The following is a 16,340-nucleotide window of genomic DNA, read 5'->3' as shown; positions in this document are numbered from 1 at the left end:
TCACCTTGCCCCCTGCGCTATTTGACCACGTCTTGAAATATTTTTGACCCAACGTCACGCAAAAGCCCCGCAAGCCGGGCTTGCGGGGCTTTCGTAATGCATGAGGTCGCGACTCGATCAGCTCGTTTTCTTGCCCTTGACCGGGGCCCAGATCCGCTTGTTGGTCAGATAGAGCAGCACCGACAGGATGGTGAGGAAGATCACGCCGGTCAGGCCCGCATGCTTGCGCGCCATCATCTTGGGCTCCGCCGTCCACATCAGGAAGGCCGCGACATCCTCGGCCTCTTGTTCCAACGTGGCCGCGGTGCCGTCATCAAATTCGACATCGTCACCCCAGAGCGGCTGACCCATGGCAATCCAGGTACCGGGAACCGTGTGGTGCCCATGCTCGTCCTTGCACTCTTCGGGATAGCCGCCCGCCGTAAAGGCCGCGTTATAGTTGCCGGGGAAATCCTCGGGCGCGCATTCCGGCACTTCGTGATAGCCGGTCATCAGCGAGTAGATATACTCTGCCCCGCCCATCCCGTTGAAGAGCTGGCTCAGACCGGTGCCATAGGGGCCGTGAAAGCCCGCACGCTTCTTGGCCATCAGGCTCAGGTCCGGGGCCCCGGCCGAGGTCACAGCCGGGAAATGGTCGGTCGGCGTGGCCGTCCGGAAATCGTCAAGCTCCGGATCGAACACCTCGAACTGCTCGGAATAGGCAAAGACCTGATCCTCGGGCAGGTGCGGCCCACCCTCGTCGCCGAGGGTGCGCAGCGGCACATACTTCAGCCCATGGCAGGCCGCGCAGACCTGCGTATAGACCTTCAGACCGCGCTGAAGCTGGTTCTGGTCGAACTTGCCGAACGGACCTTCAAAGGAAAAGGCGACGTCCTCGATATGCCCCTCGCCCCCGGCGGCCAATGCGCCGCCGGTCGAGAGGGACAGGGCCACAAGGGCCGCAATGCCTGTTGTCTTGAACATTGTCATCCGTCCTTTCTTATTCGGCGGGCGTGTGGGCCTTGCCATAATGCGCATCGAAATCTTCCTCGATGGTGGCAGGCTGGGCCTCGGGTTTCTCGATCACGCCCAAGAGCGGCAGGATCACCAGGAAATAGGCGAACCAATAGGCCGACGCGATCAGCGAAATCGTGGAATAGGGCGGTTCTGCGGGCATTGCGCCCACCCACATCAGGACGACAAAGTCGATCGCCAAGAGCCAGAACCACCACTTGAACATCGGGCGATAGCGGCCCGACCGCACCGAAGACGTATCAAGCCAAGGTGCCAGCGCCATCACCGCGATAGCCCCGAACATCGCCAACACGCCAAAGAACTTGGCGTCGATGATTCCGCCGGTGATCCAGTTGGCGAACATCACCACCCAGACATCGGCGGTAAAGGCACGCAGGATCGCGTAGAACGGCAGGAAGTACCATTCCGGCACAATATGCGCGGGCGTCACCAGCGGATTCGCTTCGATGTAGTTGTCGGGATGGCCAAGGTAGTTGGGCATGAAACCGACGATGGCAAAGAACACCACCATGATCACGGCCAAGGCAAAGAGGTCCTTGATCACGAAATAGGGCCAGAACGGAACGGTATCCTTCTGCGCCTCTTCCTTGGAGGTGCGGCGCACGTCCACGCCGGTCGGGTTGTTGTTGCCCGTGGTGTGGAACGCCCAGATATGCAGCGCCACCAGCGCCGCAATCACGAACGGCAAGAGATAATGCAACGAGAAGAAGCGGTTCAGCGTGGCATTATCCACCGCTGGCCCACCCAACAGCCAGGTCTGGATCGACTCGCCGATGAACGGGATCGCACCAAACAGACCGGTGATCACCGTAGCGCCCCAGAACGACATCTGCCCCCAAGGCAGCACGTAGCCCATGAACGCCGTGCCCATCATCGCAAGATAAATCAACATGCCGATGATCCACGTCACCTCACGCGGGGCTTTGTAAGACCCATAGTAGAGACCGCGGAAAATATGCAGGTAAACGGCCACAAAGAACAGCGACGCGCCGTTCATATGCAGGTAGCGAATGAAATGACCACCGTTCACGTTGCGCATGATATGCTCGATGCTGGCAAAGGCCAGATCGACATGCGGCGTGTAATGCATCACCAGAATGATGCCGGTGACGATTTGCAGCACCAGACAGAAGGTCAGAACGATACCCCAGATCCACATCCAGTTCAGGTTCTTGGGCGTGGGAATCATGATGGTGTCATAAAGCAACCCGACGATGGGCAGGCGCGAATGAAGCCATTTCTCGCCGCCCGTCTTGGGCTCATAGTGATCGTGCGGAATTCCGGACATTTGCGCGTTTCCTTATCCCAGTTGGATCGTGGTTTCGTCGAGGAATTGGGCCACCGGCACCGGAAGGTTCTCCGGGGCGGGCCCTTTGCGGATACGGCCCGCGCTGTCATAGTGCGACCCGTGACAGGGGCAGAACCAACCACCGAAATCACCGGCACCATCACCGATGGGAACGCAACCGAGATGGGTGCATACGCCCATTTCGACCAGCCATTCACCCGCTTCATCGAGCGTACGGTTCTCGTCCGTTGCGGGTGCGGTCTCTTCGATATTTGCATTGCGTGCCAGACCGTCGGGCAGCGTGGCGACATCAACGCTGCGCGCCGCCTCGATATCTTTCGCGGTCCGGCGACGGATGAACACAGGCTTGCCCAGCCATTTCACCGTCAATTGCGTCCCAGGTTCAATCCCGGACACATCCACGCGGATCGAGGACAGAGCCTGAACATCCGCCGAGGGGTTCATCTGGTTGATCAGCGGCCAGATGGCTGCGCCTGCGGTCACAGCACCCGCGCCCGCGGTCGCATAATAGAGGAAATCCCTCCGGGTGCCTTCGTGATCTTCTGCGTGGGACACGAGAAATACTCCCTATATATCAGTGCCGCAATCGGCCTCATACGATGATAGGCCTCGGGATTCCCAAAGCCAGCATGTGCGGCTATTTAGCGGGGCTTTGGGGGGCCGTCCAGCCTGCATTAGCCCTAGATTTCGTCAGAGCGCGCATCTGTCGCGCTTGACGGTGGTCAGGTGCTGGACCAAGCGGCACCAATGGTGCGACCTGATCCGCCCATCCGATTCAGAGAGGGGCCGTTTTTACCATGCTCTCGCGCGCGCTCATCTTGGCATACCACGCCTCCAACGCCGGATGCCCCACCCGCCAGCCGCGCGCGTCATGGCGGAAATCGAGATAGCCCAGCGCACAGCCCAGCGCGATATGGCTCATGTCGAGCGGCCCTGCGAGATGGCTCATCCAGCGCGCCTCAACGGCATCCAGCGCCCGCGCCGCCTTGGCCCACTGCCCCTCGACCCAAGGCGCATAGCGCATGTCCTCGGGACGGAACCGCGCCTCATAGGTCATCGCCAGCGCCGCCTCCATGATCCCTTCGGCAATCGCCTCCAGCGTCAGCACCTCCCAGAGCCGCGCCTCGGGATAAAACCGCCCGCCCGCCTGCTGATCCAGATAGCGGGTGATCACCCGGCTGTCATGGATCGCCGGACCGTCGAGCCGCACCAAGGCCGGGATCTTGCCCAGCGGATTGGCCGCCGCCGCCTGTGGATCGGTCTCCAGCGGCGTGGTGGTCACATCGACCACCTCGACCTGATCGGCCAGTCCGCTTTCCAGCAAGAGCACACGCACCTTGCGCACAAAGGGGGACAAAGGCGAGGAAATGAGTTTCATGACGCGCTCCTTGAGGTTTTGGCGCGACCCTAGGCCCAGCCCCCGGCGCTGTAAAGCCGCTCAGCCGGGCGGCGCGCGCATCCAATCCGCCAACAATTCACTCTCCTGCCCCTGCCCCGCCGGGGCCAGATGATCGGCGGCACGCAGACGCACCTCCTCGGGCTTGTTCTGGCCCAGCTTCCAGGTGCCCGCGATCTCGTCCACCCGCATCGCGCAGGGCACGATCTGCCGCATCATCCGCTCCAGCACCTCGGGCGTCATCTTTTCGGTCCGCCATTCCGGCTTGGGCGCAAGCCGCGCCTCGAACTCCGCCGATTGCCGGTCCAGAAGGTCGCGCATGCCCTCTTGCGGCTGCAACATGACCTCTCCCACCAGATGCACAGCGACATAGTTCCACGTCGGCACCTGATCCTCGACCCCATACCAATCGGGCGAGACATAGGAATGCGGCCCCTCGATCGCCAACCGCGCCTTGAGCGGCCCAGTCAAAAGCCGCGCAATCGGATTGGAACGTACCAGATGAAACTCGGCCCGCGTCCCATCCGCATTCAAGAGAAACGGAATATGGCTCATCAATGGCCCCTCGGGGCTGCAAACGACCAGTATCCCGAACCCGCGCGCGCGGGCAAATTCCAGATTGCGCGCGGCGGTGGCCTGACGAAAGGCGGGATTGGGATGCATTGCCCTATTCCCCGCGCCGGGGACAGAGAACATCCTCGACTGCCTTTGCCACCCGCAACAGCCGCTCCTCGCCATAGGGCTGCCCGCAGAGCATCAGACCGCAACTCGGCACCCCCGTGGGCAGCGTCACGGCACAGAGCCCCAAGAGATTGCCCACCCGCGTATTGCGCAAGGTCAGCAGGTTCTCGGTTACGTAATAGTCGGGATCGGCCAAGAGCCGCGCCTGATCGGGCGGCAGATTGGGGGCCGAGGGCATGAGCACCGCATCATAGCCCGCCACCCGCACATTCCACGCGGCGCGCAGCGCCTCGAGCTTGCGCCACCCCGCCACGTAATCCGCGGCACTGATGTCCTTGCCGCTGCGGAACCGCTCGAGAATCGGCGCGAACATCTTGTCCGGCGCCGCCTCGATCACCTCGCGCCAGAGCCCATAGGCCTCGCCCGTGAACAGCACCGGCGAGAGCGGCAGCGCCTCGGCCACCTCGGGTGCCTCTATCTCGTCGATCACCGCGCCCGCCTCTCGCAGCACCTCCAGCGCGAGCGCATGGGCGCGCGCCGGCTCGGGTCGAATATCCTCCATCACCGACGTCCGCAGCACCGCAAACCGCAGCCCCGCCAAGGTCGCCCCGCGCAAATCCGCCGCCTTGCCCCCTTCCAATGCCGCCAGCAACAGCGCGCAATCCTCGACCGAGCGGGCCAGCGGCCCCACCGTGTCGAACCGCAGGCAAAGCGGCACCACCCCCTGCAACGAAACCCGCCCCGAAGTGGTCTTGAGCCCGACCAGATCATTCCACGCCGACGGGATGCGCACCGACCCGCCCGTGTCCGACCCGATCCCGCAGGGGGCCAGATCAAAGGCCACACTCGCCGCCGCCCCCGACGACGATCCGCCGGGCACAGCGTCGGGATTGTTCACACAGGGTGGCGTCGCCGTCACCGGATTGAGGCCCAGACCCGAAAACGCTAATTCGCTCATATGCGTCTTGCCAAGGCACACCAGCCCCGCCGCCGTGCCATTGCGCAAGACTTCGGCATCGCGATCCGGCACCCGGCCTTGCAACAGCGCCGATCCCGCCTCGGTCGCAACACCCGCGCTGTCAAAGAGGTCTTTCCAACTGACCGGCACGCCGTCCAGCAGACCCAGACGCTGCCCCGCCTTGGCCCGCGCCGATGCCGCCCCCGCCTCGGCGCGCGCGCGCTCTTCGGTCACCGCGCTGTAAATGCGGCTCCGCAACGGATGGGCCTGGATTGCCCCCAGATAGGTCTCACACAGCGCCTCGGGGTCGATCTCGCCGCGCCCAATGCCGCGCCCCAGATCGCCCGCCGTCATCTTCAGCCAGTCCTGCATCGCGTCCCCCTCTTGCGTTCAAAAACCATTGCTAGCGGCAGAGCGGCGCATGGACAATCCCGCGCGCACGCACATATTGGGCGCATGACACATGACAGCGACCTTCTCATCGTCGGTGGCGGCCTCAACGGCCCCACCCTCGCCCTTGCCGCCGCCCAGGCGGGGCTTTCCAGCACGGTGATCGACGCCCTGCCCGAACCCACCCGCAAGAATGCGGCCTTCGACGGGCGCGCCTATGCCTTGGCTCTCGCCTCGGTGCGGCTCTTGCAGAACCTCGGGATCTGGGACCGCGTGGCCGAACATGCCCAGCCGATGCTGGAAATCAAGGTTTCGGACGGGCGCGCGGGCGAAGGCCCGTCACCTTTCTTCCTGCATTTCGACCATGCCGAGATCGAAGAAGGCCCGATGGGCCATATGCTTGAGGATCGCTACCTCCGCCGCGCCCTGATCGAAGCCATGGCAGAGCAACCCCTGATCACCCAGGTTTCCAACGACACGGTCACAGCACAAGAAAGCGACGCCACTGGCGTCACCGTCACGCTCGCCTCGGGCAAGACCCTCACGGGCCGCCTTCTCATCGGGGCCGATGGGCGCAGCTCAAGCACCGCCGGGCGCGCGGGTATCCGGCGCACCGGCTGGGGCTATGGCCAAACCGCACTCGTCGCCGCCATCGAACACGAATTGCCGCATCACGGCATCGCGCATCAGTTCTTCATGCCCCCCGGCCCGCTCGCGATCCTGCCGCTGCCCGGCAATGTCAGCTCGATCGTCTGGTCCGAGACCGACGCCACCGCCGCCCGCTTCGCCGCCCTTCCCGACGACGAATTCATGGAGGTTCTGCGCCCGCGCTTTGGCGATTTCCTCGGTGCCATCAAACTGCGCGGCGCGCGCTACACCTATCCGCTAAGCCTGACCGTGGCCAACAGCTTTGTCGCCGACCGCCTTGCGCTGATCGGTGACGCCGCCCACGGCATGCATCCGATTGCCGGACAGGGGCTCAACGCGGGCCTGCGCGATGTCGCCGCGCTGGCACAGGTGATGACCGAGGCCGCGCGCCGGGGCGAGGATATCGCAGCACCCGATGTGCTCGCCCGCTACCAGCAATGGCGGCGGTTCGACACCGCGACGCTCGCCATGGCAACCGACCTCACCAACCGGCTCTTCTCCAACGACAACCCGCTCCTGCGCGCCGCCCGCGATCTTGGCATGGGCGCGCTTGGCCACATGCCCCGCCTACGCCGGGGCTTCATCCGCGAGGCCGCAGGGCTGACAGGGGATTTGCCCGAGTTGATGAAAGGATAAGGGAGGCTGCCCATATTTGCACTGAGCCGCGCCGTCGCTGGGCCGGGGACTAGCGAAGCAACGGTCATGGCTGCCACTTTATAGCAGCAAAGTCCGTATGACCCCTCAGACCAGCGCCACACCTCCAAATCGCCAGGCCGCGGGACGGCCCAGCGATCCGCGCGGCGGCGCTACGCGCCTTGATTCCGCGCGGGGGCACTTGGGGCAAAAGTCGGCGTAAACTAACCCTACCCCCGCTCCAGAAACCTAATCACCGTATCGCCATAACGCCGCTCTTCCAGCAGGCGCAGCCCCTCGGGCGGGGTGATTGCGGCACTTTCCTCCCAGACGATCAGCGCCTCGTCAGAAATCCAGCCCCCCGCCAGCGCCGCCGCGAGCGCCTCTTCGCCCAGGCCCTTGCCATAGGGCGGATCGAGAAAGACCAGCTCATGCGCCGCCGTGGGATTATTCCCCGGCCTGCGCGCATCCAGAGGGAACACGCGCGTCTCCTCCTCTGCCCGGCAGAGCGCAATGTTTTGCCGTAAAAGCGACAGCGCCTTGCGCCCGCTCTCGATGAAGCTTACGGCCTCCGCCCCGCGCGACAAGGCCTCAAGCCCCAGCGCGCCGGTGCCCGCGAACATATCGAGCACCCGCGCGCCTGTCACCGGATCGCCATAGCCCCCGGCCAGCACGTTAAAGAGCGCCTCGCGCACCCGGTCCGACGTGGGCCGCAGATGCGCCGCCACATCGCCCTTGCCGACACTGGCCAGCGCCCGCCCGCGATGCGCCCCGCCGATGATCCTCACCCGAGCAAGACCTTGAGATCGGCCCCCGCATCCGCCACCACCGCCGGATCGGCGGATTTCCCGGCATCAATCAACCTCTTGCCCACCATATAGGCACGCGGATCGTTCATCGCGTCCACCGCCAGCAACTGATCGCCCCGGTAGTACCAGAACGACACCGCCGCTCCGCCGTCGCGCGTCACGATCCGGTCATAGCCGGTGCTCAGCCCCGTGATCTGCAACTTCACATCGTATTGATCCGACCAGAACCACGGCTTTGGCACATAATCCACGCCACGCCCCAGGATATTGCCCGCCACACAGTCGGCCATGTCGATGGCATTGGGCACGCTCTCCAGCCGCAAACGCCCCTCGCCGTGGGGGAAGGACGCACAATCGCCCGCGGCCCAGATCGCGGGATCAGAGGTGCGCCCCTGCGCATCCACCGCGATTCCATTGTCAATCGCCAGCCCCGCCGCCTCGGCGAGGGCGGTATCCGGCACGATGCCAACGCCAACGATCACCATGTCCACGGCCAACTCCGTCCCATCCGACAGGCGCGCGCCGCTGACCTGGTCGTCACCCAGCAAACGCTCCAATCCCACGCCCTCGCGAATATCGACGCCGTGCCGCCCATGCAGCGCGCGGAAATAATCCGAGGTCTCCTTGGCTGCCACCCGCTGCAGGATACGCGGCGCCATCTCGACCAGAACCACCTGCATCCCCCGGCTGGCCGCGACCGCCGCCGCCTCAAGCCCGATATAGCCGCCGCCCACGATCAGCACGCGCGCGCCGGGGCGAAACCCCGGCGCCATCGCATCGACATCGGCCAGCGTGCGCACGACATGCACACCGCCCAAGTCACCGCCAATCGCCGCAGGCAGGTGGCGGGGGCGCGATCCGGTGGTCAGCACCAGATGCTCATAGCTGAGCCGCGCCTCGCCCATCACCACCTCGCGCGCCGCGCGGTCAATCCCGGTGACGCGCAGGCCCAACCGCAGGTCAATGCCCGTTTCGGCATAATAGCTCTCGGGCCGCAGATAGAGCCGCTCCAGAGCCATCTCGCCTAGCAGGTATTTCTTGGACAGGGGCGGGCGCTGATAGGGCGGCACCGGCTCTTCGCCGATCAGCGTGATGGGGCCCTCATAGCCCTCGCTCCGCAGCTTCGCCACCAGCGACGCCCCCGCCTGCCCCGCTCCGATCACCACGACACCCGACATCCCGCTCTCTCCTTCTTTGGCATGGTCACTTGCCTATCACCGGCCTATATCTACTTCCATCCCGAAACCCTCGACAGACAAGGAACGACCATGACCCTTTCTTCCGGCGACAAACTTCCCGACGCGACCCTGCTGAAACTGGGCGACAAGGGCCCCGAAGCGGTCGATCTCAAGAGCCTGACCGCGGGCCGCAAGGTGGTGATCTTTGCCGTGCCGGGGGCGTACACGCCCACCTGTTCCTCGGCGCATGTCCCCAGCTTTATCCGCACCAAGGCGCAATTCGACGCGGCGGGCGTGGATGAAATCATCTGCGTTTCGGTCAATGACCCCTTCGTGATGAAGGCCTGGGGCGAGGCCACGGGGGCCACAGAGGCCGGCATCACCATGCTCGCCGACGCCGGAAGCGCCTTTACCAAGGCCATCGGCCTTGATTTCGATGCGCCGCCCGCGGGCCTGCTCGCGCGCTCCAAGCGCTATGCGATGGCGGTCGAGGATGGCACCGTCACCGTGCTGCATGTCGAGGAAAGCCCCGGCACCTGCGAAGCGACAGCCGGCGAATCGCTGCTCGCGGCGCTCTGAACCGGACCAGGGGTGCGAGGGGCCAGCTCCTCGCGCTCCCCGGAGTATTTGCACCATAAAGAAACCTCACACCCCCGGTGGTGTCAGGATGTGACGCAAGAGCGCCAAGGGATGCGCCCGCAGGCTGAGGCGCAGGGCAGTATAATCCTCGACCACCTCCTCGCCCAGCGTCATCGCGGGCAGATGCGCGGCAGGCTCGACAATCCCCTCGCCGTCAATATCCCGCGCGAATAATGGCAAGGGCTGCTCACCCCCGATTGCCCGCGCCTGCCAGAGTGCGTCGCGCCGCGTAAGACCAAGCGCGGCAAACACATCCGCCTCGGCCAGACGGGCCAGCGCCGCAGGCGTCACCCCCGCCCGCCGCCAGACATCCTCGGGGCCCACATAGCCATTGCCCCGCGCCGCCGCGATCCAGTCGGCCTCGTCCTGCGCCACGCCCTTGATCTGGCGAAACCCCAGACGCAGCGCCAGCCGCCCTCGGCTGTCCGGCTCGATGGTATTGTCCCAATACGAGGCGTTGATGCAGACCGGGCGCACGGTGACGCCATGCTCGCGCGCATCGCGCACGATCTGCGCCGGGGCATAGAACCCCATCGGCTGGGAATTCAGCAGCGCACAGGCAAAGATCGCCGGGTGATGGCATTTGAGCCAGGCGCTCGCATAGACCAGATGCGCGAAACTGGCGGCATGGCTCTCGGGAAAGCCATAGCTGCCAAAGCCCTCGATCTGGGAAAAACAGCGCTCGGCGAAATCATTGTCATACCCGTTGGCCTGCATCCCGCGCAGAAACCGCGCGCGAAACTCAGAGACATTGCCATGTTTCTTGAACGTGGCCAGCGACCGGCGCAAACGGTCCGCCTCTTCGGGCGTGAACCCCGCGCCGATGATGGCAATCTGCATCGCCTGTTCCTGAAAGAGCGGCACGCCCAGCGTCTTGCCCAGCACCCGCCCCAGTTCATCAGACGGGAAACTCACCGCCTCTTCGCCATTCCGACGGCGGATGAAGGGATGCACCATATCGCCCTGAATGGGACCGGGGCGAATGATCGCCACCTGAATCACCAGATCGTAAAAGCAGCGCGGGCGCATGCGCGGCAGAAAGTTCATCTGCGCCCGGCTCTCGACCTGAAAGACACCCAGACTGTCGGCACGGCTCAGCATCTCATAGACTTGGGCATCCTCGGGCGGCAGCGTGGCCAGGCTATAGCCCTGCCCGCGATGCTGCACCAAGAGGTCAAAGGCCTTGCGGATACAGGTCAGCATCCCCAGCGCCAGCACATCGACCTTGAGAATCCCCAGCGTGTCGATGTCATCCTTGTCCCAGCAAATGACCGTGCGTCCCTCCATGCTGGCATTCTCGATGGGCACCAATTCATCCAGCCGCCCCTCGGTGATGACGAACCCGCCGACATGCTGACTCAGATGCCGGGGAAAACCGATGATCTCGCGGATCAGCGCCAGCGTCCGCGCCAGACGCGGATCGCGCGGATCAAGCCCGATCTCGGCCAGACGCGCCGGCTCCAGCGCCCCCCTCGCCGCCATGCCCCCAGATTTGCGAGGCCATCGCCCCCAGCAAATCCTCTGAGAGCCCCATGGCGCGGCCCACCTCGCGGATGGCGCGCTTGGTGCGGTAATGGATCACCGTGGCGCAGAGCCCGGCGCGATGCCGCCCATAGCGCTCATAGATCCACTGGATCACCTCTTCGCGGCGCTCATGCTCAAAATCCACATCAATATCGGGCGGCTCGTCGCGCGCCTCGGAGACAAAGCGTTCGAACACCATCGTGCCGATCTCGGGGCTGACAGAGGTGACACCAAGACAGTAGCACACCACCGAATTGGCCGCCGATCCGCGCCCCTGACACAGGATCCCGCGCGACCGGGCAAAATCCACCACGTCATGCACGGTCAGGAAATAGGGCTCGTAGCGCAGCTTGGCGATCAACGCTAATTCATGCTCCATCATGCCACGCACCCGCGCGGGCGCACCGCCCGGATAGCGCCAGTCCAGCCCCGCCTCGGCCAGACGCCGCAGCCTCTGGGTAGGGGTATCGTTCTCGGCAACCTCGCTGGGGTATTCATACCGCAGCTCTTCCAGCGAAAATCTCAGCCGCGCGGCCAGCGCCGCCGCGCGGTCAATCGCCCCTTCATACCCCGCGAAAAGACGGCGCATCTCCTCCTCTGACCGCAGGCGCTGTTCGGCATTGCGCAGCGCATGACGCCCCAGCCGGTCCACCGTCACCCCCAGCCGGATCGCGCTCAGCACATCGGCCAGACGGCGGCGATAACCGCGATGCAGGATCGGTGCCGCCGCCGCCACCGTCGGCAGGCCCAGCCGCGCCGCCTGCCCCGCCAGCCGCGCGAACCGTGCCGGATCACGCCCGTCATAGCGCGGGCTGAGCAAGAGCGCGACAGAGCCCCCCCAGCGTTGCGCCAATTGCCTCGCCTGCGCCTGCCACGCGCGCCCGGGGCCGGGATGCAGCAAGAGAGAGAGCCCCGCCGCCCCCGCCAATACATCCGCCAGCCCCAGATCACAGGTCCCCTTGACCGCCCGCTGCCGCCCCAGGCTGATCAGACGGCAAAGGCTGGCCCAGCCGCCACGATCCATCGGCAGGGCGGTGATCTCGATCCCTTCGCGCAGCACCAGCCGCGCGGCGGGAATAAGACGCGGGCAATTGGCCCAATCGGGCGGTGAAGGACGGGGCGCAGGCGGCCCGATGGGCCCCTGCCGCGCCTCCAGCGCCTGCCGCGCCGCCACCTCGCGGGCAATCTCGCGCGCCGCCGCATGGGCGCGCACGATCCCCGCCACCGAATTCATATCGGCAATCGCCACGCCCGAGAGGCCCAGCGCCGCGGCATGGCGGATATATTCCTCGGGATGCGACGCCCCGGTGAGAAAGGTGAAATTCGACGTGGCAGAAAGCTCGGCAAAGGGCATGGCAGCACTGATTCCCAGACCCGCCCAGTATGTTCACTTTTTGTTCCTATTTCCACCCCGCGCTTGCGCGCGCTCAGCGGCGCGTGCGCATGCAAGACCCCCCTTGCAAACACTCCAGCGCCTTGTCCAGCATGGCAGGTGTCGGATCGGGATGGCCCATACCGCCGCAGGGGTCCACCGTCAGCACATAGCCGCCGTCCCGCCGCTCCAGAAATCCCAGATACTCCGTCCCCGGCACCGCCGAGGCGCACCACGGGCCAAAACATTGCACGTCGAGTGTGATGGCGCGGTCGAACGCCTGATCGAAGCCGCTCTTTGTCAGCGCCTGCCCCGTCAGCCGCGCCGGGATCAGCGTATGCGCGGGCTTTTGCTGCGGGATCATATCGGTGCTGGGCAGACGCGCCGGATCAAACGTCAGCCGCCCCTGCGCCACGATATAGGTCTCCTCCGCCTCGGCCGCGCGCCGATAGGTCTCGGCCACATCCGGTGGCAGGCAACTCAAGGCCAGGGCCGGTCCTCCAAGCGCACATCCCAGCGCCAGAACCGCCGCCCGGATCACAGCAAGGCCCCGAATTCATCCAGCACGCGCGAATAAACCGCCCGTTTGAAGGGGACAATATTGGCCTCGAGGTCATGGGGCGGCAACCAGCGCCATTCCGAGAATTCCGGGTGTTCGGTGGCGATGTTCACATCCCCGTCGCGGCCCAGAAACCGCATCAGAACCCACTTCTGCTCTTGCCCCCGATACCGCCCCTTCCAGATGCGCGGGACGATGTCATGCGGCAGATCATAGGTCAGCCAGCCTGGCGTTTGGGCCTCGACGCGCACCTTGTCAGAGGTCACGCCGGTTTCCTCCCAGAGCTCGCGCAGCGCGGCCTCGGTCACGCTCTCGCCCTTGTCGATCCCGCCCTGCGGCATCTGCCAGGCGGGGACCTCATTGTCGATCCGCTGGCCGACAAAAACATGGCCCTCCGCATTGACCAGCATCACCCCTACACAGCGGCGATAGGGCAGTTTCGCAATCTCTTCCGGCGTCATCATCAGGACTTTCAGCTAGGGTCACGGGCAGAGTGCGGCGAGACGCCAGAGGCGTCAAGACCGCAACAGATCATTTGACTTTTCCCGTGGCTCACCCAGTGTGAGCCACAGGACAACGCCAACAGAGAGACCCGAACATGACTGAAAAACCCGTGCTATACGGCTTTGATGCCTCGACCTATGTGCGCACCGTGCGCATGGTGCTGGCCGACAAGGGCATCGCCTATGATCAGGTGCCCGTGAATGTACTGGCGGGCGAGACCCGCACGCCCGAGCATCTGGCCCGCCATCCCTTCGGCAAGGTGCCGGTGCTCGACATCGACGGGCTGCGCATCCGCGAGACCGACGCCATCTGCCGCTATCTCGAGGACATTGCGCCAGAGCCTGCGCTCTCTCCCGCCGATGCCAAGGGCCGCGCCCGCATGAACGAGGCCATCGGCCTCATCGACAGCTACGGCTATGGGGCGCTTGTCGGGGTTGCGGGCTATCACCTCTTTCCCGACCTGATCGGCGGACAGAACGAAGACGCGCGCAAGGCGGCGATCGACGCATCGGCAACCCTGCTGACGCTGCTCATGGAAAATCGCAACGGTGCCAAATGGCTGGCCGGGGACAGCCCCACGCTGGCGGATTACTTCCTTGCGCCGATCATGTTCTATGTCTCGCTCACACCCGATGCCGATCAGGTGCTCTCCACCCCCGGCGTGGCCGACTGGTGGGAGGCGATGAAGGCGCATGACACCTTCGCCAAGACCGAGCCCGATCTGGGCTGAGGGGATTTGCAGCCGAGCGCGCGAGCGGAAATGGCGATTGCGGGCAACCAGCCCCGTTACACCTCGCGCGCGCCCACCATGCCCATGATCTCGTAAGTCTGGCGCAGGATCGGCGCGGCAATGGCGCGCGCCCGCGCCGCACCATCCGCCAGAATTCGGTCAATCTCGGACAGATCCTGCATCAGCCGCGCCATTTCGGTCGAAATCGGGGCGATGCGATCCACCGCCAGATCGGCCAGCATCGGCTTGAACTCGGAAAACGGCCTGCCGCCCACCTCCGCCATCACCTGATCCACCGACATATCGGCCAGCGCCGCATAGATATTTACCAGATTGCGTGCCTCGGGCCGCCCTTCCAGCCCGGCAACCTCCGAAGGCAGCGGCTCGGGGTCGGTCTTGGCCTTGCGGATCTTCTTGGCGATGGTCTCGGCATCATCGGTCAGGTTGATACGGCTCATGTCCGACGGATCGGATTTCGACATCTTGCTGGAACCATCGCGCAGCGACATCACCCGCGTTGCCGCCCCCTCGATCACCGGTTCGGGGATCGGGAAGAACTCCACGCCGTAATCGTGGTTGAACTTGATCGCAATGTCGCGCGTCAATTCCAGATGCTGCTTTTGGTCCTCGCCCACCGGCACATGCGTCGCGTGATAGGTCAGGATATCCGCCGCCATCAGCGCCGGATAGGCGAAGAGACCCAGCGACGCGTTCTGCGCATTCTTGCCCGCCTTGTCCTTGAATTGCGTCATCCGCTGCATCCAGCCCATCCGCGCCACGCAGTTGAACACCCACGCCATCTGCGTGTGCTCCGCCACCTGGCTCTGGTTGAACAGGATCGACCGCGCCGGATCGAGGCCAGAGGCGATGAACCCCGCCGCCAGCTCCCGCGTGGCACGGGCCAGATCGGCCGGGTCCTGCCAGACCGTGATCGCATGCAGGTCCACCATGCAATAGAGCGTCTGGATTCCCTTGTTCTGCGCTTCGGCAAACCGCTTCAACGCGCCCAGGTAATTGCCCAGGTGCAAGTTGCCCGAAGGCTGGATTCCCGAAAACACGCGGGGGATAAAGGCCGCCTCGGTCATGGCACAACTCCGTGGTGGATTTCTCTGCCCGCCTCGCTTACCCATGCGCCAAAGCCCCGTCAAGGAGAGGTGCCATGTCCGAGCAGAGACCACCCGCCCCCGTCAACCCCCTGCCGCCCTTCCTCATTGCCCTCTTTCTGGTGCTGATCGGGATCGAGGCCGCCTTTACCCTTGGCGCGCGTGGGTTCATTGGCGGTCCCGATGCGGTGGGCTGGCGGTCGGCGGCGATTCAGGATTACGGGTTCAACGGGGAAATCCTGCGCTGGATGCTGGAACACGGCACCTATCCGGTCGAGCACCTGCGCCGCCTGCTCAGCTACGCCTTTGTCCACGGCAGCTTCACCCACGCGCTTTTTGCGGGCGTGCTGCTTCTGGCCATGGGCAAATTCGTCTCGGATGTCTTTCGCCACTGGGCGGTTCTGGTTCTGTTTCTGGTCAGCACGGTTGCGGGCGCGGCGATCTTTGGCCTCGTGGCCCCCGGCGGGACGTGGCTCATCGGGGCCTTTCCCGGCGTTTACGGCCTGATTGGCGGCTTTACCTATATCATGTGGCTCAGGCTGGGGCAGCTGGGCAGCAATCAGACCCGCGCCTTCACGCTCATCGGGGTGCTGATGGGGCTGCAACTGGTGTTTGGGCTTTTGTTTGGCGGCAATGCCACCTGGATCGCCGATGTCAGCGGCTTTGCCACGGGCTTTCTCGCCTCTTTCGTGCTCAGCCCCGGCGGCTGGTCGCGCCTGCGTTCCAAACTGCGCCACGACTGAAGGGGCAAGCGCCCGCGCGGATTGCTGGGCCGGGGACTAGCGAAACAACAGGCGTGACTGCCACTTTATGCCTGCCAAGTCCGTATAATCTCCCAGCGAGACGCGCCTTCTCAAAATCGCTAGGCCGCGGGACGGCCCAGCGATCCGCGC

The 16,340-nt window shown here is 64.7% G+C and carries 15 protein-coding genes and 1 pseudogene; 4 read left to right on the top strand and 12 right to left on the bottom strand.

Translation table 11 applies throughout. The features are described 5' to 3' along the window. Positions 1–117: 117 nt before the first annotated feature. The 6 genes from ROSMUC_RS12075 to ROSMUC_RS12050 form a co-directional block, all read right to left on the bottom strand. Positions 118–969 (bottom strand): cytochrome c1, encoded by an 852-nt coding sequence (locus ROSMUC_RS12075; RefSeq protein ID WP_037273371.1) that lies wholly within the window; start codon positions 967–969, stop codon positions 118–120. Positions 970–979: 10 nt separating this feature from the next. Next, on the bottom strand, positions 980–2,302 hold the full coding sequence (gene petB / locus ROSMUC_RS12070; RefSeq protein WP_037273369.1) for a cytochrome b: 1,323 nt from the start codon (positions 2,300–2,302) through the stop codon (positions 980–982). Positions 2,303–2,314: 12 nt separating this feature from the next. Further along, positions 2,315–2,878, bottom strand: coding sequence for a ubiquinol-cytochrome c reductase iron-sulfur subunit (petA, locus tag ROSMUC_RS12065; RefSeq protein ID WP_037273366.1), 564 nt, complete (start codon positions 2,876–2,878; stop codon positions 2,315–2,317). A gap of 220 nt (positions 2,879–3,098) precedes the next feature. After that, positions 3,099–3,701: a glutathione S-transferase gene (locus ROSMUC_RS12060; RefSeq protein ID WP_037273363.1), complete on the bottom strand. Its 603-nt coding sequence runs from the start codon at positions 3,699–3,701 to the stop codon at positions 3,099–3,101. Positions 3,702–3,761: 60 nt separating this feature from the next. Next, positions 3,762–4,382 carry an FMN-binding negative transcriptional regulator gene (locus ROSMUC_RS12055; RefSeq protein ID WP_037273361.1) on the bottom strand — a complete coding sequence of 207 codons (621 nt, stop codon included), beginning with the start codon at positions 4,380–4,382 and terminating at the stop codon, positions 3,762–3,764. Positions 4,383–4,386: 4 nt separating this feature from the next. Further along, complete coding sequence (locus ROSMUC_RS12050) at positions 4,387–5,730, bottom strand: amidase (RefSeq protein ID WP_037273359.1); 1,344 nt, start codon at positions 5,728–5,730, stop codon at positions 4,387–4,389. A gap of 84 nt (positions 5,731–5,814) precedes the next feature. Here ROSMUC_RS12050 and ROSMUC_RS12045 point away from each other — a divergent pair, with 84 nt between their 5' ends. Then, positions 5,815–7,032, top strand: coding sequence for an FAD-dependent monooxygenase (locus tag ROSMUC_RS12045; RefSeq protein WP_037273357.1), 1,218 nt, complete (start codon positions 5,815–5,817; stop codon positions 7,030–7,032). A 227-nt stretch (positions 7,033–7,259) separates the two neighbouring features. Here the strand turns inward: ROSMUC_RS12045 and rsmD are convergent, their stop codons facing one another. Together rsmD and ROSMUC_RS12035 are read right to left on the bottom strand one after the other, a co-directional pair. Then, positions 7,260–7,817 (bottom strand): 16S rRNA (guanine(966)-N(2))-methyltransferase RsmD, encoded by a 558-nt coding sequence (gene rsmD, locus ROSMUC_RS12040; protein ID WP_037273354.1) that lies wholly within the window; start codon positions 7,815–7,817, stop codon positions 7,260–7,262. Next, on the bottom strand, positions 7,814–9,016 hold the full coding sequence (locus ROSMUC_RS12035) for an NAD(P)/FAD-dependent oxidoreductase (protein ID WP_037273351.1): 1,203 nt from the start codon (positions 9,014–9,016) through the stop codon (positions 7,814–7,816). Before ROSMUC_RS12035 ends, rsmD begins: the two co-directional genes overlap by 4 nt. A 90-nt stretch (positions 9,017–9,106) precedes the next feature. Between ROSMUC_RS12035 and ROSMUC_RS12030 the strand changes: the two genes are divergently transcribed. Continuing rightward, the gene (locus tag ROSMUC_RS12030; protein WP_037273348.1) at positions 9,107–9,595 is read left to right on the top strand and encodes a peroxiredoxin; all 489 of its coding nucleotides are present in this window, start codon (positions 9,107–9,109) and stop codon (positions 9,593–9,595) included. A gap of 66 nt (positions 9,596–9,661) precedes the next feature. Here the strand turns inward: ROSMUC_RS12030 and ROSMUC_RS21570 are convergent. The 3 genes and pseudogenes from ROSMUC_RS21570 to ROSMUC_RS12015 form a co-directional block, all read right to left on the bottom strand. Then, a pseudogene (locus tag ROSMUC_RS21570) lies at positions 9,662–12,533 on the bottom strand (error-prone DNA polymerase). Between the two features lie 73 nt (positions 12,534–12,606). Then, positions 12,607–13,092: a hypothetical protein gene (locus ROSMUC_RS12020; RefSeq protein ID WP_037273346.1), complete on the bottom strand. Its 486-nt coding sequence runs from the start codon at positions 13,090–13,092 to the stop codon at positions 12,607–12,609. Beyond that, the gene (locus ROSMUC_RS12015; protein WP_037274044.1) at positions 13,089–13,571 is read right to left on the bottom strand and encodes an RNA pyrophosphohydrolase; all 483 of its coding nucleotides are present in this window, start codon (positions 13,569–13,571) and stop codon (positions 13,089–13,091) included. The genes ROSMUC_RS12020 and ROSMUC_RS12015 overlap by 4 nt, the downstream gene beginning before the upstream one ends. A gap of 137 nt (positions 13,572–13,708) precedes the next feature. Here ROSMUC_RS12015 and ROSMUC_RS12010 point away from each other — a divergent pair, with 137 nt between their 5' ends. Further along, on the top strand, positions 13,709–14,344 hold the full coding sequence (locus ROSMUC_RS12010) for a glutathione S-transferase family protein (protein WP_037273345.1): 636 nt from the start codon (positions 13,709–13,711) through the stop codon (positions 14,342–14,344). Positions 14,345–14,400: 56 nt separating this feature from the next. Here the strand turns inward: ROSMUC_RS12010 and trpS are convergent, their stop codons facing one another. Next, positions 14,401–15,429 (bottom strand): tryptophan--tRNA ligase, encoded by a 1,029-nt coding sequence (gene trpS, locus ROSMUC_RS12005; protein WP_037273343.1) that lies wholly within the window; start codon positions 15,427–15,429, stop codon positions 14,401–14,403. Positions 15,430–15,503: 74 nt separating this feature from the next. On the opposite strand from trpS, the gene ROSMUC_RS12000 reads away from it, so the two are divergent. Continuing rightward, the gene (locus ROSMUC_RS12000) at positions 15,504–16,190 is read left to right on the top strand and encodes a rhomboid family intramembrane serine protease (RefSeq protein ID WP_037273341.1); all 687 of its coding nucleotides are present in this window, start codon (positions 15,504–15,506) and stop codon (positions 16,188–16,190) included. Positions 16,191–16,340: the final 150 nt, after the last annotated feature.

Source organism: Roseovarius mucosus DSM 17069, assembly GCF_000768555.3.
GTDB classification, from domain to species: Bacteria; Pseudomonadota; Alphaproteobacteria; order Rhodobacterales; family Rhodobacteraceae; genus Roseovarius; species Roseovarius mucosus.
Note: the sequence above shows the minus strand (reverse complement) of the source record. Positions and strands in the feature narration are given on the sequence as shown.

Coding starts and splice junctions, on each gene's coding strand:
- ROSMUC_RS12075 (WP_037273371.1), bottom strand. CDS start 969: ATGACAATGTTCAAGACAACAGGCATTGCGGCCCTTGTGGCCCTGTCC.
- petB (WP_037273369.1), bottom strand. CDS start 2,302: ATGTCCGGAATTCCGCACGATCACTATGAGCCCAAGACGGGCGGCGAG.
- ROSMUC_RS12060 (WP_037273363.1), bottom strand. CDS start 3,701: ATGAAACTCATTTCCTCGCCTTTGTCCCCCTTTGTGCGCAAGGTGCGT.
- ROSMUC_RS12055 (WP_037273361.1), bottom strand. CDS start 4,382: ATGCATCCCAATCCCGCCTTTCGTCAGGCCACCGCCGCGCGCAATCTG.
- ROSMUC_RS12050 (WP_037273359.1), bottom strand. CDS start 5,730: ATGCAGGACTGGCTGAAGATGACGGCGGGCGATCTGGGGCGCGGCATT.
- ROSMUC_RS12045 (WP_037273357.1), top strand. CDS start 5,815: ATGACACATGACAGCGACCTTCTCATCGTCGGTGGCGGCCTCAACGGC.
- ROSMUC_RS12035 (WP_037273351.1), bottom strand. CDS start 9,016: ATGTCGGGTGTCGTGGTGATCGGAGCGGGGCAGGCGGGGGCGTCGCTG.
- ROSMUC_RS12030 (WP_037273348.1), top strand. CDS start 9,107: ATGACCCTTTCTTCCGGCGACAAACTTCCCGACGCGACCCTGCTGAAA.
- ROSMUC_RS12015 (WP_037274044.1), bottom strand. CDS start 13,571: ATGACGCCGGAAGAGATTGCGAAACTGCCCTATCGCCGCTGTGTAGGG.
- ROSMUC_RS12010 (WP_037273345.1), top strand. CDS start 13,709: ATGACTGAAAAACCCGTGCTATACGGCTTTGATGCCTCGACCTATGTG.
- trpS (WP_037273343.1), bottom strand. CDS start 15,429: ATGACCGAGGCGGCCTTTATCCCCCGCGTGTTTTCGGGAATCCAGCCT.
- ROSMUC_RS12000 (WP_037273341.1), top strand. CDS start 15,504: ATGTCCGAGCAGAGACCACCCGCCCCCGTCAACCCCCTGCCGCCCTTC.